Annotated in this window: 27 protein-coding genes; 23 read left to right on the forward strand and 4 right to left on the reverse strand. The window is 71.3% G+C overall.

The features are described 5' to 3' along the window. Nucleotides 1-188 precede the first annotated feature (188 nt). Nucleotides 189-1,400 (forward strand): helix-turn-helix domain-containing protein, encoded by a 1,212-nt coding sequence (locus tag FM051_RS35315; RefSeq protein ID WP_158851160.1) that lies wholly within the window; start codon nucleotides 189-191, stop codon nucleotides 1,398-1,400. Continuing rightward, complete coding sequence (locus FM051_RS35320; protein WP_158851162.1) at nucleotides 1,388-1,879, forward strand: NUDIX domain-containing protein; 492 nt, start codon at nucleotides 1,388-1,390, stop codon at nucleotides 1,877-1,879. Before FM051_RS35315 ends, FM051_RS35320 begins: the two co-directional genes overlap by 13 nt. Nucleotides 1,880-1,921: 42 nt before the next feature. On the opposite strand, the gene FM051_RS35325 is transcribed toward FM051_RS35320, so the two are convergent. Then, nucleotides 1,922-2,407: a prepilin peptidase gene (locus tag FM051_RS35325; RefSeq protein WP_238412890.1), complete on the reverse strand. Its 486-nt coding sequence runs from the start codon at nucleotides 2,405-2,407 to the stop codon at nucleotides 1,922-1,924. A 460-nt stretch (nucleotides 2,408-2,867) separates the two neighbouring features. Here FM051_RS35325 and FM051_RS35330 point away from each other — a divergent pair, with 460 nt between their 5' ends. From FM051_RS35330 to FM051_RS35390, 13 genes are all read left to right on the forward strand, one after another. Beyond that, nucleotides 2,868-3,413, forward strand: coding sequence for a hypothetical protein (locus FM051_RS35330; RefSeq protein WP_238412891.1), 546 nt, complete (start codon nucleotides 2,868-2,870; stop codon nucleotides 3,411-3,413). A 293-nt stretch (nucleotides 3,414-3,706) separates the two neighbouring features. Continuing rightward, nucleotides 3,707-4,435, forward strand: a complete 729-nt coding sequence (locus tag FM051_RS35335; protein WP_238412892.1) for a hypothetical protein — start codon at nucleotides 3,707-3,709, stop codon at nucleotides 4,433-4,435. A 122-nt stretch (nucleotides 4,436-4,557) separates the two neighbouring features. Next, a complete protein-coding gene (locus tag FM051_RS35340) occupies nucleotides 4,558-5,268 on the forward strand; it encodes an SAF domain-containing protein (RefSeq protein WP_158851166.1) in 711 nt (236 codons plus the stop codon). Further along, nucleotides 5,268-6,173, forward strand: a complete 906-nt coding sequence (locus FM051_RS35345) for a CpaE/TadZ family protein (RefSeq protein ID WP_158851169.1) — start codon at nucleotides 5,268-5,270, stop codon at nucleotides 6,171-6,173. Before FM051_RS35340 ends, FM051_RS35345 begins: the two co-directional genes overlap by 1 nt. After that, complete coding sequence (locus tag FM051_RS35350) at nucleotides 6,173-7,660, forward strand: TadA family conjugal transfer-associated ATPase (protein ID WP_158851171.1); 1,488 nt, start codon at nucleotides 6,173-6,175, stop codon at nucleotides 7,658-7,660. The genes FM051_RS35345 and FM051_RS35350 overlap by 1 nt, the downstream gene beginning before the upstream one ends. After that, the gene (locus FM051_RS35355; protein WP_158851173.1) at nucleotides 7,648-8,565 is read left to right on the forward strand and encodes a type II secretion system F family protein; all 918 of its coding nucleotides are present in this window, start codon (nucleotides 7,648-7,650) and stop codon (nucleotides 8,563-8,565) included. Before FM051_RS35350 ends, FM051_RS35355 begins: the two co-directional genes overlap by 13 nt. A gap of 5 nt (nucleotides 8,566-8,570) precedes the next feature. Then, nucleotides 8,571-9,464, forward strand: coding sequence for a type II secretion system F family protein (locus tag FM051_RS35360; protein WP_158851175.1), 894 nt, complete (start codon nucleotides 8,571-8,573; stop codon nucleotides 9,462-9,464). Nucleotides 9,465-9,513: 49 nt separating this feature from the next. Continuing rightward, complete coding sequence (locus FM051_RS35365; RefSeq protein ID WP_158851177.1) at nucleotides 9,514-9,702, forward strand: hypothetical protein; 189 nt, start codon at nucleotides 9,514-9,516, stop codon at nucleotides 9,700-9,702. A 5-nt stretch (nucleotides 9,703-9,707) separates the two neighbouring features. Further along, the gene (locus FM051_RS35370; RefSeq protein WP_158851179.1) at nucleotides 9,708-10,160 is read left to right on the forward strand and encodes a TadE/TadG family type IV pilus assembly protein; all 453 of its coding nucleotides are present in this window, start codon (nucleotides 9,708-9,710) and stop codon (nucleotides 10,158-10,160) included. A gap of 5 nt (nucleotides 10,161-10,165) precedes the next feature. Beyond that, the gene (locus tag FM051_RS35375) at nucleotides 10,166-10,687 is read left to right on the forward strand and encodes a TadE/TadG family type IV pilus assembly protein (protein WP_238412893.1); all 522 of its coding nucleotides are present in this window, start codon (nucleotides 10,166-10,168) and stop codon (nucleotides 10,685-10,687) included. 86 nt (nucleotides 10,688-10,773) lie between these two features. After that, complete coding sequence (locus FM051_RS35380; protein WP_158851230.1) at nucleotides 10,774-11,163, forward strand: hypothetical protein; 390 nt, start codon at nucleotides 10,774-10,776, stop codon at nucleotides 11,161-11,163. Nucleotides 11,164-11,217: 54 nt separating this feature from the next. Next, nucleotides 11,218-11,655, forward strand: coding sequence for a hypothetical protein (locus FM051_RS35385; protein ID WP_158851181.1), 438 nt, complete (start codon nucleotides 11,218-11,220; stop codon nucleotides 11,653-11,655). 214 nt (nucleotides 11,656-11,869) lie between these two features. Next, the gene (locus tag FM051_RS35390) at nucleotides 11,870-14,914 is read left to right on the forward strand and encodes a BTAD domain-containing putative transcriptional regulator (protein ID WP_238412894.1); all 3,045 of its coding nucleotides are present in this window, start codon (nucleotides 11,870-11,872) and stop codon (nucleotides 14,912-14,914) included. Nucleotides 14,915-14,942: 28 nt separating this feature from the next. Here the strand turns inward: FM051_RS35390 and FM051_RS35395 are convergent, their stop codons facing one another. Together FM051_RS35395 and FM051_RS35400 are read right to left on the reverse strand one after the other, a co-directional pair. After that, a complete protein-coding gene (locus FM051_RS35395; RefSeq protein ID WP_158851185.1) occupies nucleotides 14,943-15,410 on the reverse strand; it encodes a winged helix-turn-helix transcriptional regulator in 468 nt (155 codons plus the stop codon). Between the two features lie 29 nt (nucleotides 15,411-15,439). Then, nucleotides 15,440-15,604: a hypothetical protein gene (locus FM051_RS35400; RefSeq protein ID WP_158851187.1), complete on the reverse strand. Its 165-nt coding sequence runs from the start codon at nucleotides 15,602-15,604 to the stop codon at nucleotides 15,440-15,442. Nucleotides 15,605-16,352: 748 nt separating this feature from the next. On the opposite strand from FM051_RS35400, the gene FM051_RS35405 reads away from it, so the two are divergent. From FM051_RS35405 to FM051_RS35435, 8 genes are all read left to right on the forward strand, one after another. Continuing rightward, a complete protein-coding gene (locus FM051_RS35405) occupies nucleotides 16,353-17,630 on the forward strand; it encodes an AAA family ATPase (RefSeq protein ID WP_158851189.1) in 1,278 nt (425 codons plus the stop codon). Between the two features lie 47 nt (nucleotides 17,631-17,677). Continuing rightward, entirely contained in the window at nucleotides 17,678-19,474 is a 1,797-nt protein-coding gene (locus FM051_RS35410; protein ID WP_158851191.1) for a vWA domain-containing protein, read from the forward strand. A gap of 84 nt (nucleotides 19,475-19,558) precedes the next feature. Further along, complete coding sequence (locus FM051_RS35415) at nucleotides 19,559-19,813, forward strand: hypothetical protein (protein WP_158851193.1); 255 nt, start codon at nucleotides 19,559-19,561, stop codon at nucleotides 19,811-19,813. A gap of 43 nt (nucleotides 19,814-19,856) precedes the next feature. Continuing rightward, the gene (locus FM051_RS52290; protein WP_238412895.1) at nucleotides 19,857-20,027 is read left to right on the forward strand and encodes a hypothetical protein; all 171 of its coding nucleotides are present in this window, start codon (nucleotides 19,857-19,859) and stop codon (nucleotides 20,025-20,027) included. Continuing rightward, complete coding sequence (locus tag FM051_RS35420) at nucleotides 20,009-20,377, forward strand: hypothetical protein (protein WP_238412896.1); 369 nt, start codon at nucleotides 20,009-20,011, stop codon at nucleotides 20,375-20,377. The genes FM051_RS52290 and FM051_RS35420 overlap by 19 nt, the downstream gene beginning before the upstream one ends. Then, on the forward strand, nucleotides 20,374-21,213 hold the full coding sequence (locus FM051_RS35425; RefSeq protein ID WP_158851195.1) for a hypothetical protein: 840 nt from the start codon (nucleotides 20,374-20,376) through the stop codon (nucleotides 21,211-21,213). Before FM051_RS35420 ends, FM051_RS35425 begins: the two co-directional genes overlap by 4 nt. A 69-nt stretch (nucleotides 21,214-21,282) precedes the next feature. Then, nucleotides 21,283-21,876, forward strand: coding sequence for a cupin domain-containing protein (locus tag FM051_RS35430; protein ID WP_158851197.1), 594 nt, complete (start codon nucleotides 21,283-21,285; stop codon nucleotides 21,874-21,876). 113 nt (nucleotides 21,877-21,989) lie between these two features. After that, nucleotides 21,990-22,307: a hypothetical protein gene (locus FM051_RS35435; protein WP_158851199.1), complete on the forward strand. Its 318-nt coding sequence runs from the start codon at nucleotides 21,990-21,992 to the stop codon at nucleotides 22,305-22,307. 741 nt (nucleotides 22,308-23,048) lie between these two features. Here FM051_RS35435 and FM051_RS35440 read toward each other — a convergent pair. Next, complete coding sequence (locus FM051_RS35440; protein ID WP_238412897.1) at nucleotides 23,049-23,825, reverse strand: MarR family transcriptional regulator; 777 nt, start codon at nucleotides 23,823-23,825, stop codon at nucleotides 23,049-23,051. Nucleotides 23,826-23,858: the final 33 nt, after the last annotated feature.

Here is a 23,858-nt window from a genome sequence, read left to right on the forward strand (position 1 = left end):
GTGGGTTGTGGTAATCGCCCCCGAACGTCAACGACACCTCGGGCACCAAGAACCACTGATTGCGTGCCCAGGTCCGCCTGTCGGGAAGATCCTCTAGGGTTGACGGGTCGGACCCGTCGCGAGCTACGGTTGACCTGGGCAAACAGCGACGGGACCATCAGGACGCGACCGGCGCGGACGGAGACGACATGGCAACGCGACGACAAAGCCTCGCGGACCGTCGTACGGCTCTGGGATTCACTCAAGAGACGCTTGCCCAGCGACTCGGCGTCGAGCGCTCGACGGTTGCCCGATGGGAACGCGGCGTCCAGGCACCGCAACCGTGGAACCGGCCCGACTTGGCGAAGGCGCTACAGGTCACACCGGACGGGCTCGCCGAGCTGCTCAGCCAGACCCAGGCCAACAGTGCGAGGTCGGCCCCCTCCGCTCTCGGCAGTTCTTTAAGGCCGAATTCCCTCGCCGGGTCGGATGTCGTTGAGAGCATTCACGCGACGACCCAGGAGTTCCAGGTCGCAGATCGCAGAATGGGTGGAGGCGCACTCTATCCGTCAATCGCGCATTACCTCACGGCAGAAGTCGCGCCACAATTGCTCTCCCCATCGGGCGGAGTCTCGGTTCCCCGGTTGTTCGCCGCCGCCGCCTCTGTCACCGAAATCGCCGGATGGATGGCACACGACAGCGGCGAGGACGGTCCTGCTCGTCAGTACTTCGACCGCGCCTTCAGACTTGCCGTGGCCGGAGATGATCGTGCGTTGGCAGCCAACGCCTGCGCGTCGATGGCTCATTTGGCGATCGAACTGCGCCAACCGCGAGACGCGCTGCGCATCGCGGCACAAGGTCTCGACCAGGCCGACCATGCTCAGGGCACCACCAGACTTGTCGCACGACTGCACTCCATGCGTGCACGCGGCCTCGCACTGGTCGGCGATCGTGTCGGATGCGCGCGAGCACTGGAAGACGCCGAGCGAACGTTGGGTCATGCCGCGGGAGAGGAACCCGCGAAGTGGATCGCGGCCTTCGACGAGGCGTCGCTCGCGAGCGAGGCGGCTCTGTGCTTCCTCCAGTTGACCGAACTCGGTGAAGCCGAACGCCGCGCTCGCGAAGTCATCCGCCTCCGCTCGGGTGACCGTGTCCGGAGTCGCACTTTCGCCCAACTGACACTCGCCAACGTCCTGGTCCACGCCGGACGGACCGATGAGGCGGCAGCGATAGGCCACGAAGCGTGCAGCACTATCACCTCGTTGAACTCTGCCCGTGTCGTGCATCAACTTCGCGCCCTTGGTGGCGTTCTCAGCCTTGCGCCGAAGTCGCCAGAGGTGGCGACGTTCCTCGCGTCGCTCGCTGGCCTCTCCTCGATCTCAGGTGACCGGAATGGTGAGGTTGCCTCGTGGCCGGTGTGACCGATGACGAAGAGCGATACGCATATCTTGCCGAGGGCAACGCGAAACAAGCCCGTAAACGGGTAGCGGCCGACCTGCTCATTCGCGACGAGGCAGGCCGGATCCTGCTGGTGAATCCAACCTACAAAGAGGACTGGGACCTGCCCGGAGGCATGGCCGAGAGCAACGAGCCACCTCGGAAGGCCAGCGAGCGGGAGTTGGCCGAAGAACTCGGTCTTGCCGTGGCTGCCGGTCGCATCCTCGTCCTGGACTGGGTCGGTCCTCACGGGCCGTGGGATGACCAGCTGGTCTTCATCTTCGACGGAGGAACACTGCGGCCTGAGCAAGCTGCCGCCATCCAGATCAGCGATCCCGAGATCAGTGAGTTCGCCTTCGTCGAACTCGTCGAAGCCAGAGCCAGGCTGCGTCCCGACATGGCCCAACGCCTGACCCGGGCATACGACGCCCTCGCCACGGGAACTATGGATTATTCCGAGTAACCGACTCGTCCGTGTCGGCCGCGAGGCCAGAGCTTCGCGTAGTCAGCCCGGCGGTCCCACGGCCACGGTCACCAGGGCGCCGAGCGCTAGGTAAGGACCAAGCGGCATCGGCGCATGACGCTCGACTCGCCAGACCAGTCTCAACACGACGCGCGCGACCGCAGCGAGCAGCCACCCAACGAACGTTCCTGTCAGCACCGCCCCCCAACTCAGCCACGCAAGGGCAAGGCCAAGCAGACCGGCGAGCTTCACATCGCCGGCACCGAGCCCGCCGAGCGCAAGGGCGAGCACAAGGTAGGCCGCGGCGAGCACGACCATCCCGGCCAACGCCCGTAGCAAGTCGGCGTAGCTCGAGTTCAGGGCGGTCTCGGTGGCGAAGACTCCACCGAGCACGAGGTAGCTGGGGAGAACCACCTTGCTCGGCAGACGCTGCTCGGCGAGGTCGACTATCGCGAGCGGCACTGCCACGGCGGCCAGGTAGCTGTAGGCCAAGAGATCGAAGCCGGTTCCAAGACGCCACGCCAGCACAGCAAACAAGATCGCCGTGAGGGCCGAGGACGCGACCCATGCTCGCGGACCGAACGGCGTGGCTCGGAGCAGTCTTCGAGTCCAGAGGGCCAGCACCCCACCGACGGCTGCGCCCACTGCCGTCCAACAAATGATCAACACACCGGGCGTCAACTGACCGCACCGCACATCACTGTTTGTAGCAATATCAACACGAGTTGCCGCCCAAAGTGTCGCGAACTTTGGTTCAACTGATACCCCTGTTGAACTCGCAGAGTGACGTGAATGATCCAAAAGAGTGAATCTTGGTCAGAGATTGCCATACCGACTTCAAAGTCAGTGCTTACCGACTTTGCAGTCGGTGGGGGGCCGTGGTGTAGACGTGGTCAGTATCACCAGACACAAGAGACGATCGTTACGGAAGTCGGGGGGTGCACCTGTGGCAGGGGGGACGTTTCGCTCCTGGGGTGGTCGCGCACTCGTGGGCGCGGTGAGCCTTGCAGTGCTCGCGGCCTGTAGCTCGGGCAACTCGGCGAGCCCGCCTTCCGGGACATCGAGTCCCGCTGCTGCGCCTCCAGCGGCGTCGAGCCCGAGCACCCCACTGTCCGCCGAAGACAAGGCCAAGAACGACGCCTTGACCGCGTACCGAGGGATGTGGCAGGACTTCGTCGAGTCCGGGCGGACATCGGACTGGCAGTCACCGAAGCTGGGGCAGCACGCGACAGGCGTCGCGCTGACGAACCTGTCGCGCGGCCTGTACGCCGATCACTACAACGGCCTGGTCACCAAGGGCGATCCGGTGTTGAACCCCACCGTGTCCTCTGTGGAACCCGCCGGCGACCCTAAAAAGATCATTGTTTCCGACTGCGGTGACTCGACGAACTGGTTGAAGTACCGCGCCGACAACGGGCAACTCGCCGACAACGAGCCGGGAGGCCGTCAAGCGATCAACGCCATCGTTGAGAAGCAGTCCGACGGCTCGTGGAAGGTGTCGGACTTCGGCGTACACGACGTGGGGACGTGTTGACCATGCGACGCTTCGCAACCATCACCGGGATCGTCGCTGCAAGCCTGCTCGGTCTCGCAGCTCCCGCCCTGGCGGACGGCGGCTGGGGAAACACGAATTGCAGCCAAGTTCCCACACCGGCGTGTGAGCTGGGAGCGGGCAACAACGGCAACAACGGACGGCCCGGCGGGAACCCCGGGCAAGGCAACAATCCGAACTACCCCGGTACCGGCAACGACCCCAGCAGCGGGAAGCCCAGCAACCCCGGAGACACGATCATAGGCGGTGACTCGAATCTCGCGAGTTGCTCGTATGTGAAGAGCGACTACCAGCCACCGGCCGGCGGCGTGGTCACCGCCGCCTACAAACCGCCCACCGCGACCGGCGGGGTTGTGCACGCTGCGGTGTTCCGCCCGGCAGTGGTTCGCGCGCAGGCAGCGCAGCCCGGTCAGGGGCCCGGCGCGTGGTACGTGTGGAAATGCACCACCGATGGCGTCACGGACGGGCTCTACCGGCCGCCGGTGTGGATTCCCGACGGGCAGCAGCCGGGCGCGGCCCTGTTGCCCTCGCCCGCCGAGCTGGCGCAGATGGCGCGTAAGCAGCTTCGGTTGCCCTCGCCGACGATCGCGGCGAACCCGGCCGGTGACCAGTTGGTGAACCTGCCGACCTGGATGTGGTTGTCCGGTGGCTGGGGCCCGGTCTCGGCCACGGCCTCGGTACCCGGTGTCTCGGTGACGGCGGTCGCGACGCCGACGTCGGTGACCTGGTCGATGGGCGACGGCTCCACCGTCACCTGCACCGGCGCCGGAACCCCGTACAAGGCGGGCACCGACCCCAAGGCACCCTCGCCGGACTGCGGCCACGTCTACCGCCGTTCCTCGGCGAGTCAGCCGGGGCAGGCGTACCCGGTGACGGCGACCGTGCACTGGACGGTCACCTGGTCCGGCGCGGGGCAGGGCGGGACGTTCCCGGACATGACCACGACGGGCGACGCGACCTTCCGCGTGGCGGAGTCCCAGGCGCTCAACAACGGTGGCGGCTGACCGACACCCGGTCCCCAACGGTTCCGATCTCTTCATAGCCAACAGCGAAATCACCTGTTCCGCTCGCTGGACACCCTTCGGCGACGCGGCGCACTACCCCCATGCCTTCTGGAGGTACCGGCGTGAGCACCAACACCACGATCCGGGCGGACACCGACCGACCCGCCGGCAGGGCCGACGGCCCGTGGATCAGCGACGGCAGGAAGCCGCCCGCCTCGCGGCTGCGCACCGCGGGTCGTCGTCGCAGCGTCCCGTACCTGCTGCTCGGGGTGCTGCTCGTGCTGGCGTGTGTGGGCGGGTTCGTGCTGATCTCGCTGAACTCAGGTGATCGGCAGGCGGTCCTCGCGCTGGCCCGGGACGTGTCGGTGGGCCAGGTGTTGACCGCGCAGGACCTGCGGCAGGTCAACGTCGCGGTCGATCCCGGCGTCGCGGTGGTGGGTGCGGACCAGGCGGCCACCGTGGTGGGCAGGCCGATGGCCACGAGCCTGTCGGCCGGGGCACTGATCACCCCGAACTCCGTCGGTGGCGCCGCCGTGCCGGCGGACGGGCAGGCGATCGCCGCACTCGCGCTCAAGGCCGGTCAGTTCCCGCCCGAGGTCGCCCCGGGAACGCGCGTCTCGGTGGTCTTCGTACCCGGTCAGGCGGGCACGGTGAGCAGCCCACCCTCCGATGGCGGAACGGTGTGGCCCGCCGTGGTGACCAGCGTGATCGTCCCGCCGAACGAGCAGACCACCGTGGTCTCGGTGCAGCTCGCCGAGTCCGCCGCCCGCCAGGTCGCCGCGGTGCCGGCCGGGCAGTTGTCGATCGTGATGCTCTCCACGGGAGGCCGCTGATGTTGGTCTCGGTCCTGTCCCTGAAGGGCTCGCCGGGCGCGACCACGTTCGCCGTGGCGCTGGCGGCCCGCTGGCCGGCACCGGCCCGCACCCTTGTCGTCGAAGCCGACCCGTCCGGCGGCGACCTGGCCTTGCGGTTCTCCCTGCCGTCGACGCCGGGCCTGGTGAGCCTGGCCGCCGCCGCGCGCCGTGGCGGCGATGCCGACCTGGTGTGGCAGCACACCCGGCAACTGCCCGGTGGGCTGCCGGTGATCGCGGCCCCGCCGGACGCGGACCAGGCCCGCGCGGCGCTGGCCGCGCTGGCACCCGACCCCGCCGGCGGGCTCGGGGTCCTGCGCGCGGCGGGGAATCAACCGGGAACCGTGGTGGTCGTCGACTGCGGGCGGGTGGATCCCGGTTCGCCGGCGCTGTCGATCGTGCGCTCCTCCGATGTCGTGGTGCTGCTGTCGCGTGCGCACGCCGACGACCTCGCACACCTGCCGCGCCGGCTGCCCGCGGTCGGCCGCTGGAGCCCGAACCCGGTGCTGCTGCTGGTCGGCGAGGGCTACTCCACCGCGGAGGTCGCCCGCGAACTCGGCGTGTCGCCGCTGGGACGGGTACCGCACGACCCGAGCGGCGCGGCGGTGTTGTGCGGGAGGCCGGGCAAGCGGCGTTGGGGGCGCAGCGGCCCGGCGCACTCCGCGTTGGGCCGGTTCGCGCACAAGGTCGCCACCCGGCTCGCCGCCCACGAGAGTCCCTCCGCACCCGTCCGGCGACCAGCCGAACCCACTCCGCCGGCCACCCAGGTCCCGGAACTGCGTGCGGTGCCCGGAGGTCCGCCCGACGCGGTCTCACCCAACGGCGTCCGCGCCGCGCACAGGCCCGCCGCCGACCAGGACGACGGTCGACAAGGAGGGCAGTCGTGATGACGTACCCGACCGACCGCTACCCGGCGCCCGTGCCGCTGCGGCCTCACCAGCAGCCCGACGGCCCGGATCTCGATGCTGCCGGTCAGGCCGCACCTGGTCACGGTGCGGGCGCGCCGCCGCTGGGATGGGACGCCGAGGACGACGCGGTGGACCTCTCGGCCGCCACGATCCGGCTGCGGCAACACTTGCGGGAGCGGTTGAACGCCGAGCTTCCGCAGCGGGTGGCCGACCAGCAGGACCGCACCGGGACCACCGCCACGCGCGAGGCGCGGCGTGAGCTGGCCCGCGGCATCCTCGACGAGGCGCTGCGCGTGCACACCGAGAACGAGCTGGCCGCGGGGCGGCAGCTGTTGTCCCGCGAGGCCGAGCAGCGGGTCGTGGCCGAGGTCGTCAACGAGCTGTTCGGCATGGCGGGTTTGCAGCCGTTGCTGGACGACCCGACCGTGGAGACGATCAACGCCAACCGGTTCGACCGGGTCTTCGTCCAGTTCGACGACGGCCGCCGCGCCCAGGTCGGCCCGATCGCGGGGTCGAACGAGGAGTTGACTGACCTGGTCCGGCTGCTCGCCGCACGCGCGAGCAGCCAGGAGCGCCGGTTCGACCAAGGCTCCCCGGCGGTCAACCTCCAACTTCCCGGCGGGGAGCGGCTGTTCGCCGTGATGGGGCTGACCGCGGGCGGGGTGACGGCGCTGTCGATCCGCCGCCACGGCTACCTCACCGTCACGCTGCCCGAGCTGCGGCGGCGCGGCACCCTCGACCCCGGCCTGGAGCGGTTCCTGCGGGCGCTGGTCAAGGCCCGCAAGAACGTCCTGATCACCGGCGGCACCGGGGCGGGCAAGACCACGCTGCTGCGGGCGCTGGCCTCGGAGATGGACCCGCTGGAGCGCATCGTCACCATCGAGGACGCCTTCGAACTCGGGCTGGACCACGACCCGGACATCCACGCCGACGTGACCGCGTTCCAGGCCCGCGAACCCAACGTCGAGGGCGAGGGCGCGATCAGCCAGGCCGAACTGGTCCGCTGGGGCCTGCGGATGAGCCCGGACCGGGTGATCGTCGGGGAGATCCGCGGGCCCGAGGTCATCCCGATGTGCAACGCCATGAGCCAGGGCAACGACGGCTCGATGGCCACCCTGCACGCCTCCAGCTCCCGGATCGCGTTCACCCGGCTCGCGTCCTACGCCGCCCAGGGCGTGGAGCGGCTGCCGCTGGAGGCGACGAACCTGTTGGTCGCCTCGGCGGTGCACTTCGTGGTGCACCTGGCCCGTGCCGAGGACCGCCGCACCCGCGTGGTGTCCTCGATCCGCGAAGTCGTCGGCGCCGACGGGCCCCAGGTCATCTCCAACGAGGTCTACCGCCCCGGCCCCGACCGGCGCGCCCGGCCGGTGGCGGGAGCGTTGCGCACCGACACCCTCGACGACCTGGTCGACGTCGGCTTCGACCCCGGCGTGCTGGAAAACCCCGAGGGCTGGTGGACGCCGTGAACATCACCCTCAGCCCCACCACCGCCGCGGCGGCACTGCTCGGCGCCGGTACCGGCCTCGGCCTGCTGCTGGTGATCCTCGGCTGGCGCGGCACCGACCCCCACCGCCCGCGCCGCCGCCGAACCCGCGCCGGCGGCCAGGCTGACGACCATCGCACGCTACGGCTCGCGCTCGCCGTGGCCGTCGGGGTGGTGGCCGGCCTGCTGACCGGGTGGGTGGTCGGCGCCGTGCTGGCCGGGCTCGCGTGCTGGGCGCTGCCGCGGGTGCTGGGCCGCGACCCCGAGCACGCCCTCCGGGTCGCCCGGATCGAGGCCATCGCGACCTGGACGGAGATGCTGCGCGACACCCTGTCGGCCGCCGCCGGGCTGGAACAGGCCGTCCTCGCCACGGCGCCGCTGGCGCCGGCGGCGATCCGCGGCGAGGTCGGCGAACTCGCCGCCGGGATCGAGAACGGAGATCGCCTGGCGCCCGCGCTGCGCAGGCTCGGGGAGCGGCTGGACGACCCGGTCGGCGACCTGGTCGTCGCCGCCCTGCTGCTGGCCGCCGAACAGCAGACCCGCCAACTGGCCGACCTGCTCGGCTCGCTGGCCGACGCCGCCCGCGGGCAAGCCTCGATGCGGATGCGCGTGGAAGCCGGACGCGCCCGCACCCGCACCTCGGTGCGCGTCATCGTCGGCACCACCCTGGCCTTCGCCGTCGCCGTGGTGCTGCTCAACCGCGACTACATGACCGCCTACGACAGCGCGACCGGGCAGATCGTCCTACTGGGCATCGGGGTGCTGTTCGCGTTGGGGTTCGCGTGGCTGGCCCGCATCGCCCGCGTCGCCCAACCCGACCGGTTCCTGTCCACAGCCGCCGAACCCACCGGTGACCGCGCGGTGCTCGTCACCGAAAGGCAGGTGTAACCGCCGTGATCACCTACATCGCGCTGGGCACCGGTCTCGGGATCGGGCTGTGGGCGCTGGCGGTCTGGCTGTTCCCGCCACGACCGGCGCTCGGCGCCGTCCTGGCCCGCGCCACCGCGCCACCCGCCCCGCCGCCGATCCTCGCCACCGACGACACCGGCTGGGCCGCCCGGCTCGGCCGCCCCGCCGTCGCGCCGCTGCGCGCGCTGGGACTTCCCGGTCCGCGCCTGGCGCGCGACCTGGCGGTCATCGGCCGCTCGACCTCGACCCACCTGGCGGAAAAGGCCACGCTCGCCGTCGCCGGGCTGTTGCTGCCGGTGCTGCTGACCGTGGTCCTCACCCTGGCCGGGCTCGGGCCGGGTTTCGAGTTCCCGATCATCGCCGGGCTCGTGCTCGCCGCGGTCGGGTTCGTCCTGCCGGACCTGCAAGCCCGCTCCGACGCGGCGAAGCTACGCGTCGGGTTCCGGCACGCGCTGTCGGCCTACCTGGACCTGGTGTGGATCACCCTGGCCGGTGGCGCCGGTGTCGACAGTGCCCTGGGCGACTCGGTGAACATCGGCCGCGGGTGGGCCTTCGAGCAGATCCGCCGCGCGTTGGACACCGCCCGCCTGACCCGGACGACCCCGTGGGCGACGCTGCGCCAACTCGGCGAGGAGCTCGACGTCACCGAACTGGCGGAGCTGGCGGCGTCGGTCAGCCTGGCCGGCACCGAGGGCGCCAAGGTCCGCACCAGCCTGGCGGCCAAAGCCGCCACCCTGCGCACCCACCAGATCACCGAAGCCGAAGGCGACGCCCAGGCCGCCACCGAGCGCATGTCGCTGCCGGTGATGTTGCTGTTCCTCGGGTTCCTGGTCTTCATCGCCTTTCCCGCATTAACCCATGTCCTCAATGGACTGTGACGCCTCCTGCGGGCATGAGTCTCACGGGAATGACAAGAGAGGAGAACGGATGCTCTCACAAGTGGAGGCATTGTGGACGGTGCTGCGAGCACGGTGGGAGGCGCTGCGCCAACGGCCGGAGGCCGGATACTCGACCGAGACCGTTCTGGTGACCGCGCTGCTCGTCGCCGCCGCGCTCGTGGTGATCGCGATCGTCGTCTCCAAGGTCCTCACCAAGGCCAACGGAATCACCATGTGATCACCATGAGCCACAGGAAACCTCGGCCCGCAGGGTACGTGCGTGGCGGGTGGACGGTCCGAGTCCGGCGGGCGCTGAAGGGTGATCGTGGTTCGGCCGGCGCGGAGCTGGTGATCGCCACCCCGCTGCTGTTGCTGATGCTGCTGGCGATCATCCAGTTCGCACTGTGGAGTCACGCCACCCACATCGCCCAGGCCGCCGCCTCGCAGGGCCTCGCCACCGCACGAGCCCAGAACGGCACCGCGGCAGCGGGCACGGCAACCGCGCAGCAGATCCTCGACCAGCTGGCGGGCGGCCCGCTCACCGGCGCCACGGTCGCCACCGACCGCGGCGCGGCCTCGGCGTCGGTGCGCATCTCCGGGACGGCCACCCCGGTGATCCCGTACCTGAGCCTGCCCGTGCACGCCGAAGCCGCCGGACCCGTCGAACGCTTCGTGCCCGACCTGACGGGCGGGTGACCGCCATGACCACACCACCGACACCGACGACCGCCATCAGGCCGCCACGGCGGCACCCGGGCCGCGTACGGCCCGGCCGACGCGGCTGGTCGGCGTGGTGGCGCGCCGACGACGGCTCCGTCGCCGCCGAAGTCACCATCGCCACCCCGTTCCTGATCATGCTGCTGGTGTTCGTCGGCGTGGTCATCCATCGGGGCGTGGACGCCCGCATCCGCATCGACGACGCCGCCCACCAGGCCGCCCGCGCTGCGAGTATCGAACGCACTCCTGCCGCTGCGGTGTCGGCCGCCCAGTCCACCGCGGCCGCCGCTCTGTCCTCGGCAGGGGTGGTGTGCCGCTCTCTGACGGTCACCACCGCGACCGGCGGTCTGCGACCCGGCGGCACGGTCAGCGTCACCGTGTCCTGCGACGTGGACTTCGGCGACGCGCTCATCCTCGGTGTCCCCGGCGGCAAGCGGCTGTCGGCCAGCGCGATCGAACCGGTCGACGTCTGGCGCTCGACGGTGAACACCGGGAGCGAGACGTGAGCCGCCCCGCACGCCGGACCCGGCAGGGCCGATGGGCGGCGTGGTGGAGGGCCCGCCGCCGTTGGTGGCGCGCCGACGAGGGCCGCGTGACCGCGTTCGTCGTCGTGCTCACCACCGGCATCCTCGCCCTGGCCGGGCTCACCCTGGACGGCGGCCTCGCGCTGGCCGCAAAGGTGCGGGCCAACGGCCAGGCCGAGGCCGCCGCCCGCGCCGGAGCACAGGCCATCGACCTGACCGCCTACCGCGACAGCGGCGCGCTGAGGCTGGTGCCCGCGCAGGCGGTCGCGAACGCCCAGACGCATCTGGCGGCCGAGGGCGCCACCGGAACGGTGACCGTCTCCGGCGACACCGTCACGGTCACCGTGACCGCCTCGCAGCCGACGCAGCTGCTTGGGCTGGTCGGCATCGGCTCGCTGTCGGTGCACGGGCAGGGAAGCGCCCATCCACAGCGCGGCGTGACCGCGATCGACCCCTGACCACCCCCGCGTCGCCCGTACCGGTGAGGCGCGTCAACGACAAGGAATATCGGCATGGCAACGCCAGAAGAGATCGAGCTCCGTATCCAGGAGGCCGACACCGCCCGCAGCGCGCGGAGAGCGGCTGCGGCACGGCAGGTCGGCGAACTCGTCCAGCGTCGGGCCGACATCGTCGAACAACTCCAGGACATCGAGCGGCAGCTCGGCGACGTCCTCGCCAACGCCCAAGACGTCATCGACGTCGACGAGATGGCCGAGTTCACCGACGTGAAGGCCACCGACCTCTCGCAATGGCTCGCGGGACGCAAGGCGACGCGCGCCAAGCGGAAGAAGCCCGCCACCGGGGCGTCCGGTGCGAGGAGCGACGCGAGTCGCGGAGCGTCCGCACCTGGAACGCCAAAGCCCGGTTCGGCGTCCGCAGCGGTCGAGCCCGCCGTACCTCCCACCGATACCACGGCCACACCCGAGCGGGTCACCGCCCAGGTGACGTGACGACGGCTCTGCCGTCCGGCCCCGCGGCGCTCGAGTCCAGAGGACGCGAGTTGTAAGCCTGTACCGCCAAGGAATCGAGCACGTTGTGACCGCACCATCGCATCCGTCTCGCCGGAAGCCTGTACGGCCGGCCGGCGCGCGAGGTCGTGCCCGGCACGGCGCCGGGCGCGTCCTCGGGTTCGTCGCAAGGCTGCTGCGAGGGCTACTGGCCGCCGTGGTCCTGGTCGGGCTGCTGGCCGGCCTGCCGTGGGCACTCACCCACTTCATCGGCTGGCCCTTGCCCGACCACGTGCCCTCGTGGGCGGAGGTCGAGGGTGTGCTGCTCGGTCCGATGACGACCACGTTCCTGCTGGACTTCCTGGCCTGCGCCAGTTGGTTGGTATGGGCGCTGTTCACGCTCGACGTGGCACGCTGCGCGGTCGAGATCGCCCGCGACGCGCGGCTGCCGGACCTGTCCGCGGCCGGACCGGTGCACCGGGTCGCGGCTGTGCTCGTCGGCGCGGTCCTGATCTCGATCCTGGGTCACCGAACCGACCCGGCCCGCACGAGCACGCCCTTCACCGGACCGGACACCGGCTCCGAGATCGTGGCTACAGCCCCGGCCTGGCACTACCCGTCCGACCAGGGCGTCGGGGGTATCCGGCACGCCGCGTACGCCGCACCGCACCACACCGCTCCGGCCGTGGTCGAACGGCTTACCCCCGCGAAGTCGGACGTGGTGCGGCCCTACGACCCCGAGACCGGCGTGTACGACTCGCTGTGGCGGATGTCCGAACGCACCCTGGGCGACGGCAACCGCTGGCCGGAGATCTACGAACTCAACAAAGGCAAACCTCAACCCGACGGTGGCACGTTCACCCGCCCCAGCCTCGTCTTCGCCGGTGAGGAGATGGCTCTGCCCGACGACGCCACCGTGCCCACGACACCACCCGACCAACACGCCCCGCCACCACTTTCGCCGGCACCACCTCCGCCTCCGGCACCCGTGACGCCCCCACCGGCCACCTCGACACCGAGCAACCCGGCGACGCCCGCTCCCTCCACACAACAGACACCGCACACGACCCCGGCACCCCAGACCACCCCGGCACGACCGAACACCCAGCAGGCGCCGCAGTCGGGTCCGGACGTGACGGGTGAGCCGGGGTTCCGCTGGGGTGATGAGCTGTTCGTCGGGCTCGGGCTCGCCGCGGCGGTCAGCGCCGCCCTGCTCGTCGCCCGCCGTCGTCACCGGCGCCGCTACCGGCCCGGCAGCGGCGACCGCACCGACCTGCCCGTCGCACCGGTGGTGTACCAGCTGCGGCTGGCACACCTGCGCGCCGACCAGGACGACGACCTCGACCTCGACGCCGGCGAACCGGACGAGCGGCCTCGGCGCACATCGGCACCCCCGGTGGTGCTGGGCGCGGCGGGTCGTTCCGGTGAGGAGGCGTCGGTCCTGGCGGTGGGTGTGCTCGACGGCAGGGAGATCGCGCTCGACCTGGCCGCCGCACACGGCCTGGGCCTGATCGGCGCGGGCGCCCCCGCAGCGGTCCGCGCCCTGCTGGTCGCCACCCTGGCCACCACGTCGGAACCCGTGCGCGTGATCGTCCCAGCAGCCGATCTCGCCGCCCTGCTCGGCCGCCAGGCCGCCCGAACAGCACTGCCGGCGAGCCTGCGCGTGGTGGCCGACCTCGACACCGCCCTGGACGAACTGGAGGCCGAGACCCTGGTGCGCGCCAGCCGTCATCAAAGCGGAGGTGCCGATGCGGGGCCTCCCGTAGTCCTGGTGGCCCGCGCACCCGAACGGCAGCGGCAGCGCCTGCAAGCGGTCTTGGACAACGGGGCGGGCTTCGGCGTGACCGGGCTGTTGCTGGGCCAGTGGGCGCCCGGTGTCACCGCCTACGTCCGCGACGACGGCACCATCTCCGCCACCAGCCCCGGCCCCGGCGAGCCCCTGCGCGGCACGCGCGTGTTCCGGCTCGGCGACACCGACACCGCCGACCTACTGGTCCTGCTGCACCGCGCCGATCCTGAACCCGAGCCCGTCACGGTCGACGAGCACGGCCCGCCATCGAGGCCACGGCCTCACGCCGTGGCCGGCGACACCGATCCCGACCAACCGGTGACCCCCGAGGCGAACGAGAACGGCCAGGACGCCGCCACCGGGCAAGCCGAGGTCTCGGCCGACGACACCGACCTGGAGATCCTCCCGGCCGACGGCGCTGCGCAGCCACCGGCCGACACCGAGCTGGAGATCCTCGGATCGACCTCCTCACCCGTGTCCCCGCCCGGTCTTCGCCTACGCCCTTCCCCGCCCGCACCCGCCCGGAACGAACCCGCGGGCGAGGTGACCGGGAACGCCGACACGCCGGATGCCGCCCACGCCGGGAACCGGGTCGACAGCCACCGACCCGAGCGACCCGGCGGTTCCGGCGAGGACGCGCTCGTGCCGCTGAGAATCAGCGTGTTGGGGCCGCCACGAGTGTGGTGGCGACCCGAACCCGCCGCACGCGGTGACGACATCGTCGAGCGCGAGATCACCTCGGAGTTCCAGCCCCGCGTCCGGGAACTGCTGGTGTTCCTGGCGCTGCATCCCGACGGCGCCAGCCGTGAGGCGCTGATCGGCGCCCTGTGGGCTCACAGCCCGCTGGAGAAGACCACCAACGCCATGAACACCAGCCTCAGCAGACTGCGCCGCGCCGTGACCGCGGCAACCGACGGCGCCCTGTCCGACATCGTCCTGGTCGGCGAGGGCCGCTACCGCCTCGACCCGGACCTGGTGGAGGTCGACTACCACCGCTTCGCCGCCGCCGTGGCCACCCGCCGCGCCGCCGCCACCGAGCAGGACCGGGTCGAGGCGTACCGGCACATCGTCGACCACTACGGCGGCCCGCTGGCCGACGGAATGAGCACCGAGTGGATCGAGACCGCCCGCGAAGCCATCCGCCGCGACGCCATCGACGCCGTGGCCGCCCTCGCCCGCGCCCTGGTCGACCACGACCCCCAGCAGACACTCGACCTGCTGGAAGTGGCACGCGCATTCGACCCACACAACGAGCTGATCTACCGCGACATCATGCGCCTGCAGGAACGCCTCGGACAGCTCGACGCCATCCCACGCACCCTGACCCTGCTCACCACCCGACTGGCCGAGGTCGACGACCGGCCCAGCCAGCAGGCCGTGAGCCTGGCCGACCGGCTGCGCCGCCGTCACGAAGCGACGACCGAGCAGCGCCCGCCGTTGGGAGCCGACCGTGAGCACAGCAGAGCCGGGTGACCGCGTCACACCGCCCCACGGGCGGTGGTCAACCGGCGGGGCCGTCCGCCCGATCCGGACGGTGGTCGACGGACGGGACGGCATCGCCGGCTCCGTCGAGTTCGGTCACGTCGCCGAGATCGCCGGCATCTCCATTGTTTTGACGGCTGTGTGCCTGGGCTTGTGCGAGAAGTTCCGGGTGTTTCTCGGTCCACGCGATCAGTGGCTCTGCCAGCGTCAATACCTCGACGACTTCGGGGTTCAACGAGTAAGTCACTTCCGGCGGAAAAGTCTCCGTGTGGCTTTCGCGGAGGATGATCCCCTGTTCGCGCATCTTTTTCAATGTGCGCGCCAGAATGCTATCGTGCAGGACAGCGTGTTTGTCCGACCAATTCTCGTCGATGGAATACGAGTTGACCGTGGAGAGAATCTCGACCCGGCGCAGCGGGCCGTCTCGAAGTGCCACCATGATGGCGGGTACCCACTTGTCCCCGAAAAGGTTCTTCAGGTCGTACACCCCACGAAGGACTCTGTCGTCTCTCTCCGTCACCGCACCCTCCCCATGTGCACCGACCCGACCCCCGAGCCGCGCCCCTCGTCGCGTAGTGCGGCAGCGCCTTCCCCGAGCGTGCCGCTGATGCGATCGTGCCTGTTCGGCGCGATCGCGTCGTCGCTCTCCGTCTCGCCGGCGAGAAGGCGAACGTCCTTCACGCTACGCCAAACGGTGCACCTCGCCCACTGTATTCCTACTCATCTAAATGTCACTGTGTGTAGCCAAGATCGAGATCGTCTGCGCGTACGGTGACGTCCGTTGGGGGTTCATATGGGGGATCACATTGGGGATCATCTTGGGGATCCCGTTAGAACGCCACCCCCTCCAGTCGGCGAAGACGCCGGTCAGGGCCCTGTAGGGGGATCCGCTGGTATCCCAGACTCGCTTGCCCACAAGCCGGTGAACACATCGGGGCGGCTGGCGGTCAGCTCCCTGACCTGCCGTCTCCCTGCTCGCCTGTCGCTGTCGTGTGTCGCAATCGCCGGTCTCCCTTCTTGTCGTCAATGCCATTCATTATTTCCCGTTCCTTATTTCTGCTTGCGGCCGATCTCCTTATTTGTGGCCGGCGTCGCTTTTGCGTCCGCGGCCTCCTTCACGTCTCACGTGTCGCTGACCTGCGGAAACCGTGCGGCGCGACGCTCGAAAATATCGGTGCACGCCCAAGCCTGTCATTTCAGTGAATGGCGACCGCGCGACGGCCCGAAAAGAGTCTTGAAAATGAGCTGTCAAACCCGTTGCGAACGGCGCGGCGCAGAGTCATAATTGAATTGTCGCCAGGGGAACCGGAATCACATCGAATACCACACCCGGCGCGAGCCATGCCCGGTGAACGAAACCCGGAAATGACCGAAAAGCCTTGCAGAATGCGCGCCCGTCCACCGTGCGGAATCGAAAGGACCACCCGCGATGACCACCCCGACCCCGCCCGCTCCGGCACCCGCCGCCCCTGCCACCACCCCCGCCGCCCCGGCGGGTGGGACCGTGCCCCGGTTGCGCAACGGCGAACTGCGCGCGATGGTCGCGAAGGTCCTCGCCGACAACACGGGCACCGCCCTCACCCCGCGCGCCATCGCGCACACCCTGAACCGGTCCTCGGGCGCTGTGGGCAACGCGTGCAAGGTGTTGACCGACCGGGGCGAGGCCGAGGTCGCCTCCACGACGCCGCTGGCCTATCGGGCGACGGCGACCACCGCGTCCGCCGCCGCCCCCACCATCACTCCCGCCCCCGCGCCATCCGGAACGCCCCGCCCGCGCCGCCCCAAGAAGACCGCCGCCGCCCCTGCCACGTCCGCCCCGTCCACCGCCGCGCCCGCGCCGACCTCCGCCCCGTCCGGGGCGGGCGGTTCGGCGACCGGTTCGGCGGCGGTGACCGGTCCCGTGATGCGTCCGAACGGCACGGAGTACCACCCGCGCCTGGTATCGGGGACGACGTTGCCGGACGTGACCGCGTTGCGGCGGCTGCGCGAGGCGGGGGTCGCCGCCCTGCTGTACGGACCACCCGGCACGGGCAAGACCAGCGTGGTGGAGGCGGCGTTCCCGAACTGCGTCACGGTGCAGGGCGACGGGGACACCGTGGTCGCGGACCTCGTGGGCGACTACACCAAGACCCCAGACGGGGAGTTCGTGTTCGTGCACGGTCCGCTGGTCCGCGCGATGCGCGAGGGCGTGCCGCTGTTCATCGACGACGCCACCCTGATCCCGCCGACCGTGCTGGCCGTGGTCTACCCCGCGATGGACGGACGCCGGCAGATCGTGATCAAGGCCAACGGCGGCGAGGTCGTCGACGCCGCGCCGGGGTTCTACGTGGTCGCCGGACACAACCCCGGCGTGCACGGCGCGGTGCTCACCGACGCCCTGTCGTCGCGGTTCTCCGTGCAGGTGCAGGTGTCCTCCGACTACGACCTCGCCGACCAGTTGGGGGTGGACGGCAAGGCGGTGCGGGTGGCGCGCAACCTCGCCACCCGGCAGGAGAAGGGTGAGGTCGGATGGGCACCGCAACTGCGCGAGTTGTTGGCGTTCAAGAAGATCGCCGCCGTGTTGGGCGTCGACGCCGCCGCCGCGAACCTCGTGGGCATCGCCCCGGAAGAGGACCGCGCCACCGTCGCCGCCGTGGTGCGCGCCGCCTTCGGGCGCACCGTCACCCCACTCGCCCTCGGTGCCCGCATCACCCCCGCCAAACCCTGACACCCCACCCAACCGTCACCCCGCGACTGTCGTGAAAGGACCGTTCCATGAGCACCCACTTCACCGCCGACCCGGACGCCACCGGTGCCGCCGTGTTCCCCGCCCGCCCCGAATGGCTGACCCTGTCCACCGCCTTCGCCGACGAGGTCCCCGTGATCGCCGACCGGGACGACCTCGTGGTCACCATCGCGCCCGGCGCGGGCGGCGGTGCCCCGGCGTGTTTCTACCCCGCCCGCGCACTGATCGAGGTCGACGGCGACCACCTCGGCGTCGACCCCGCCACCGTCGACCCCGCGAACCTGTCCGACCGCCCCCGCTACGCCCCGGCGTGGGGTGCGCTGACCCACGAGTGCGGGCACGCCCGGCACACCGTGTGGGAACCCCCGGACGACGCCCCGCCCGGCGTGGTCGCCGCCGCCATGCTGCTGGAAGAGCCCCGCATGGAAGCCGCGCACATCCGCCGCCGCCCCGACGACCGGCACTGGCTGCGGGCGTGCGTGAAGAGCATCGTCGCCGCCGACCTGCACCTGTTCGCCGACCCCGCCACCGCCCCGCAGATGACCCCGGCGCACGCCGCGCACACCGCCGCGCTGCTGTTGGGACGGGCGGACGGAGGCGTGCTCACCCGCCGTGAGGTCGCCCCGGTCGCCCGTGTCGTGCAGGACGTGCTCGGCGCGGACACCCTCGACAAGTTGCGGGCGGTGTGGCGCACGGCGTTGCGCACCGCCGACGACGACGGCCAGACCATGCTCGACCTCGGGCGGCAGTGGTGCGAGATCCTCGGCACCGACCCCGACACCGACCCCAACGACCCGGACCCCGGCGCGGCACCCGACCCGTCCGGCACCCCCGACCCGTCCGGCGGCACCACCGGGACCGGCACCCCCAACGCCCCGGCCACCCCGTCGCCGTTGGCGGGCGCGATCGCCGCCGTGCTCGACGGGGTGGCGGCGAACGTGGCGCGCGAGAAGGCACCCGAGGACCCCGCCGCCGTCGCCGCCGCCGCGAAGGCACGCGAGGCCGCCGCCGACGAGAAGGCACGGGAGGCGGCGCGGTCGGTGTTCGCCCTCGGTGGTCCCCGTACCGGGTCGACCGCCACGTCCGGCACCCGCCGGCCCACCCCGCAGGAGCGCACCGCCGCGCGGGTGTTGGCGCGGGCGTTGGACACCGCCGGGATCCGGGAGCGGGTCGCGGTGAAGTCGACCTCCGACGTGCCGCCGGGACGGTTGCGGATGCGCGGGGTGCGTGCCGCCGAAGCCCAACGCGCCGCCGGGGCGACCGTGACCGCCGAACCGTTCACCCGCATCACCCGCACACCGGTCACCGTCCCGCCGTTGCGGGTCGGGGTGGCCTGCGACGTGTCCGGCTCGATGGGGTGGGCGCGCGACCACGTGGCCTCGGCGGCGTGGATCCTCGCCGACGCCGCCCGCCATACCAGGGTGCCCGCCCAGACCGCGAGCGTGATCTTCGGACACCATGTCCGCCCGCTCACCCACCCCGGCAAGACCCCCTCCGAGGTCACCGAGTTCCACTCCAACGACAACTGGGAGGACATCCCCACCGCGCTGGACGCCCTCGACGGTGCCCTCGGACTGTCCCGCCCCGGCGCGGCGCGACTGGTGGTGATCGTGTCCGACGGCCGGTTCCGTGACCAGCCCCGCCGGGACGGGCAGAAACGCCTCGACCGGTTGCGCGCCGCCGGGTGCGCGGTGCTGTGGCTGACCATCGACGACACCGACACCCCCCTCGACGGGGCGACCGTGCACCGGTTGACCGACCCCACCGCCGCCGCCCAGGCCATCGGGCGCGCCGCCACCGCCGCCCTGCGCGCCGCCACCCGCTAGCCGCCGCCCCGGTCCGGGGGCGACCACCCGCCCCCGGACCGGACTCCGACCCGACGGAAACGACAGACACCCGAGGTGATCACGATGACCGACACCCCCATCGCGACCGTGGGCGACCTGATCGCCGCCCTCACCGCCTACGACCCCACCACGCCCGTCCGGCTCGCCACCCAGCCCGGTTACCCGATGGAACACGCCCTCGGGCGGGTGGTGTGCACCCCCGACGACGCCGAAGGCGACGGCACCCCGCCCACCGACCCGCCCGTGGTGTGGCTCGGCGCGGGTGACCAGGTCGGCTACCTGCCCGCCCTCGCCGCCAACGCCCTGGGGTGGTCGTGATGACCATGACCGCGCCCGGCGTACCGGGCGGGCGGTGAGCCGCATGTCCACCAAGACCGACTTCTACGTCGGGCGCGGGCACGACGCCGAATGGCTCGGCTCCCTGCAATGGAACTGCGACCCCGACAACCTGCTGCGCGTCCCGCCCGGACGGCTCGCTCTGACTCGACCGACGAGACCACCTACCGCGACGCCGTGGCCGACCTGTTCGTGACCTGGGAGACCGAAGACCTCGGCGCGGCCTTTCCGCGCCGGACCGGCTGGCCGTGGCCGTGGTCCACCAGCCACCTGAACAGTTGGATCCTCACCTACGACCCCGACCCCGGCGGCGTGTTCGCCACCGTGGGCGGCGGCGTGCGATGGGAACGGCTCAACCCCCGCGCACCCCAGGAACCCCACGGCGGCGACATGGAACCGCCCGACATGGACGCCTGGTTGCGCGACCCCGCCGCCCCGCCGTCGGTGCCGCTCCCGCTCATACGCGATCCCGGCACCGGAGTGCCCACCGCCGCCGGACGCGCACCCCAGACCCAACTCGTGAAGCCCCGGAAGAGGCAACCATGACCACCCACCACGTCACGACGCCGACGGACGCGATCCGGAACGCCTTGCCACCCGAGACCGTGCTGCTCGCCCCGACACCACCAGCCGCCGTGCCGATGCGTCCGCCCGCCGGAGCATGGGGGCTGGTCGTGGTGGCGGTGAACACCATCGACGCCGCCGGAGCCTCGGTTCGCCTCGTCGGCGACGGGCCCCGCCCCGACCCCGCTCACACCGACACCGCCGCCCTGTTGGCGGGCGTGTGGCTGCCCGCACCGCCGCCCGCCGACCTGCACACCGGAGACGTCGTGGTGCGGCTGTACCCGCCCGCCGACGACGACCCCGCCACGGCCGAGGTCGAGGTCCTCGCCGCCATGCAGGGCGAGTGGCGCACCGTGCGCAGGTGGCGCGCCGTGGGTGCGCGCTGGCCGCACGAGGTCGCCATGTCGGTGCTCGTGCACATGCGCTACCTCGCCGACGCCGCCCTCGGCGACGCGCAATGGGCCACGCTCACCGGTCCGATCGCCGCCTCCATGCCCGACTGGCTCTCGCGCGGACTCGGGCTCGCCGGCGAGTCCGCGGGCTCGGCGCCTCGCCGTCCCGCGCCCGACGCCCTCGCCGCGCTGATCGACGCCGGACTGGTCGAGGTCGGCGAACAGCTCGAATGGGCTGGGCACACCGCCACCGTCCGCGCGGGCGGTGTGCTGCACGACGGAGGACCGCACGAGTTCGCCGTCTCTACCGTCACCGCCCTCGCCACCAGCCTCTCGGGCTGCACGGTCAACGGCTGGCACCTGTGGCACCGCACCCGCGACCACCGCCCGCTGTCCGACCTGCGCACCGAACTCGCCACCCGTTGAACCCGCCGGTCCACGCCCGCCGGGCGACGACTCCGACGGGCACCCGACCCGCACCCAAGGAGACCAGCGATGACCGTCATGATCGAACGCGACGAGGCCGCAGGAGCCACCGCGAACCGCTACCACTACACCCGCACCGTCGAGATCGCCGGACGCACCGTCCAAGCCCGCGTCGAACGCGACTTCTACATCAACCAGAGCCTCGCCGTCGCCGAGGTCCTCAACGACCAGATGACCTGGACGAAGCTGGCCGCCGAGGCTCCGGGCAACTGGTGGCACGACACCCCGACGCCACGCCACGACGTCCACGCCGTGACCGTCCTCGGTCCGCTGACCGAGCAGCTCCTGCGCCGCGCGGCCGAGATCCTCGCCGCGCCACCGACCACGGTGACCGTGTCGCCCCACGTGCACGGCGCGATCAGCGCGCTGCTGGCCACTAGCTACGGCTTCGACGCCGAACACCGCATCGACCCGGACGAGATCGCCTGGGCGTACAGCCACGGCGGCGCGCTGCACATCATCGAACATCCCGACGGCAGCGTCACCTTCACCAAAGCCCACCGCGACGACTGCCCGTTCATCACCAGCGCGGGCACCCAGGACTGCGACGAGGACTGCTACTTCGAGCACCCCGCCGACGCGAAACTGCAGCTCGGCGAATGACCGCGACCAACGCCGACTTCCACGAAGCAACCGGGCCCCCGCACCCCGGCCGACTCGGTAACCCGGACCCGAGGCGCCCGCACGGGCAACCACCAGGAAGGCGAAACGGAACCATGCCCGACCTCCACGACCTGCTCGCACCCCAGCCGCAGTGCCCGGACTGCGACGTCGCGATCGGCGAGCCGCACGTCGACGGCTGCGACGTCGCGAGGTGCCTTGTCACCGGGCTGCAACGGCTGAGCTGCGAGGCCGACCACGACTGCGGCATCGACACCTGGACCGGCCGCTGGCCGGGCGAGGCCGACTGCGAGCGCCTCGGCTGGATGATCATGCCCAACCGGTCCGACCTCCCCGGGCTGCCCGACCTCAACCGGCTGTACACCCAGGCCACCTGGAACCCCACCACCCGACAGTGGGACGCCTGCACCTGACCACCGCCTCCACCACCGACGGGCATTTATGCGCCCAATCCCGCCAGCGACCCCGTACGGGTCGCTGGTCGGCCTTCACGCGCGCACCGCGATACCCCGCCTGACGGCGAACGTGTCGGCTCGAGCCCGGCGGGCTTGACGGGTGCCACGTCCATCCGATTGTCGGTGGGAAGCACGGAGGCAGCACCCTCGACAGCTCGCCCTACCTTCCCCCTTCCGGAAGGGGAGCCGAGCCGCGGCAAGCCTGCCTTTCCTGATCCCACCTGCTCGCCGGCCGAGGTCGGCTCCCCGTTCGTTACCGCATCCAGGCACGGAATCGAGGCCGACAACACTCGGCGCGACCGATCACGATCACGGACTCGGCCCGCGACCGTTGCCGCGCATAGTGCCCCCCGAGGGGCTCCGTTACCGCTGGCGGCCGGACCGGTTGGGGTTATTCGTCTTTCGGGACGCGGCGGACCACGCATGACCCCGGCGGCGGGGTGACACCAACCACGACAGCGCGCGCTTGGACAACCGCACGCCACGAATGTGGCGCGCCCACGTCGCCCGCTATCCCGTCGATAGGGGAAGGGCGCATAGCAGTGGATTCGGCGGAACAACTGCACAACGCCCGCCGGACGGGGACGGTGGGAGCGCGCCGCCAGACCCCGATGCCGGGTGTCCGGCACTGCGAGCAATCGTGCCCTCCAACGGCGGACCGTTGGAGGGCACGAATCACGCGGTCACCTTGCGGCGACGCTACTTCGTCGACGTGTCCGCCGACTCGGTGGCCGTCGGGGCGAGCGAGTACTTCTTGGGCTTGTCGCTGGTGCGCACGGCGTAGCCGCTCTCGACCAGCTTCTCCAGCGCGTTGTGCACGGCACCCGAGGATCGGTTCAGCGCCTTGCCGATCGTGTTCGGGCTGAACTCGCCCGAGTTGTCGCGCAGGTAGTCCTCGACCATCCCGCGCAGCGCCCCCGGTGCCAACCGCTCGGGCTTCTCCTGTTGCCCGCCGTCCGCGCCCGACTCGCCAGCCACCTCCGGCTGGTCGTCGGTCGGCTGGTCGTCCGTGGGCTGGTCGTCCGTGGGCTGGTCGTCCGTGGGCTGGTCGTCCGTGGGCTGGTCGTCCGTGGGCTGGTCGTCGGTCGGCTGGTCGTCCGTGGGCTGGTCGTCGGTCGGCTGGTCGTCCGTGGGCTGGTCGTCCGTGGGCTGGTCGTCGGTCGGCTGGTCGTCCGTGGGCTGGTCGTCGGTCGGCTGGTCGTCCGTGGGTTGGTCGTCCGTGGTGATGGACCAGCGGTCGGCGGGGCGCGAACCCCCGTCGGCGATTCCGGTGGTGCGAGTGACGAGGCCGTCCTTCTCCCAGCGGGTGAGGAGCTTGGGAGCGGTCGATTTGCCGATTCCGGCGGCGGTGGACAGGGCGGCGGCGGTGCTGCCGGGGTTGTCCCGCAGTGCCTGCCACAGCTTCTCCTCGGTGTCCGTGCGCGGCTTCGCCGGGTCGGGGACGGAGCGCAGGGTGCGGGTCGTGGTGGTGGACATGACTACCTCGCAGTGGTGACGTGTCGGGTGGGT

Origin of the sequence: Saccharothrix deserti (assembly GCF_009769385.1) — a bacterium.
GTDB lineage: Bacteria > Actinomycetota > Actinomycetes > Mycobacteriales > Pseudonocardiaceae > Actinosynnema > Actinosynnema deserti.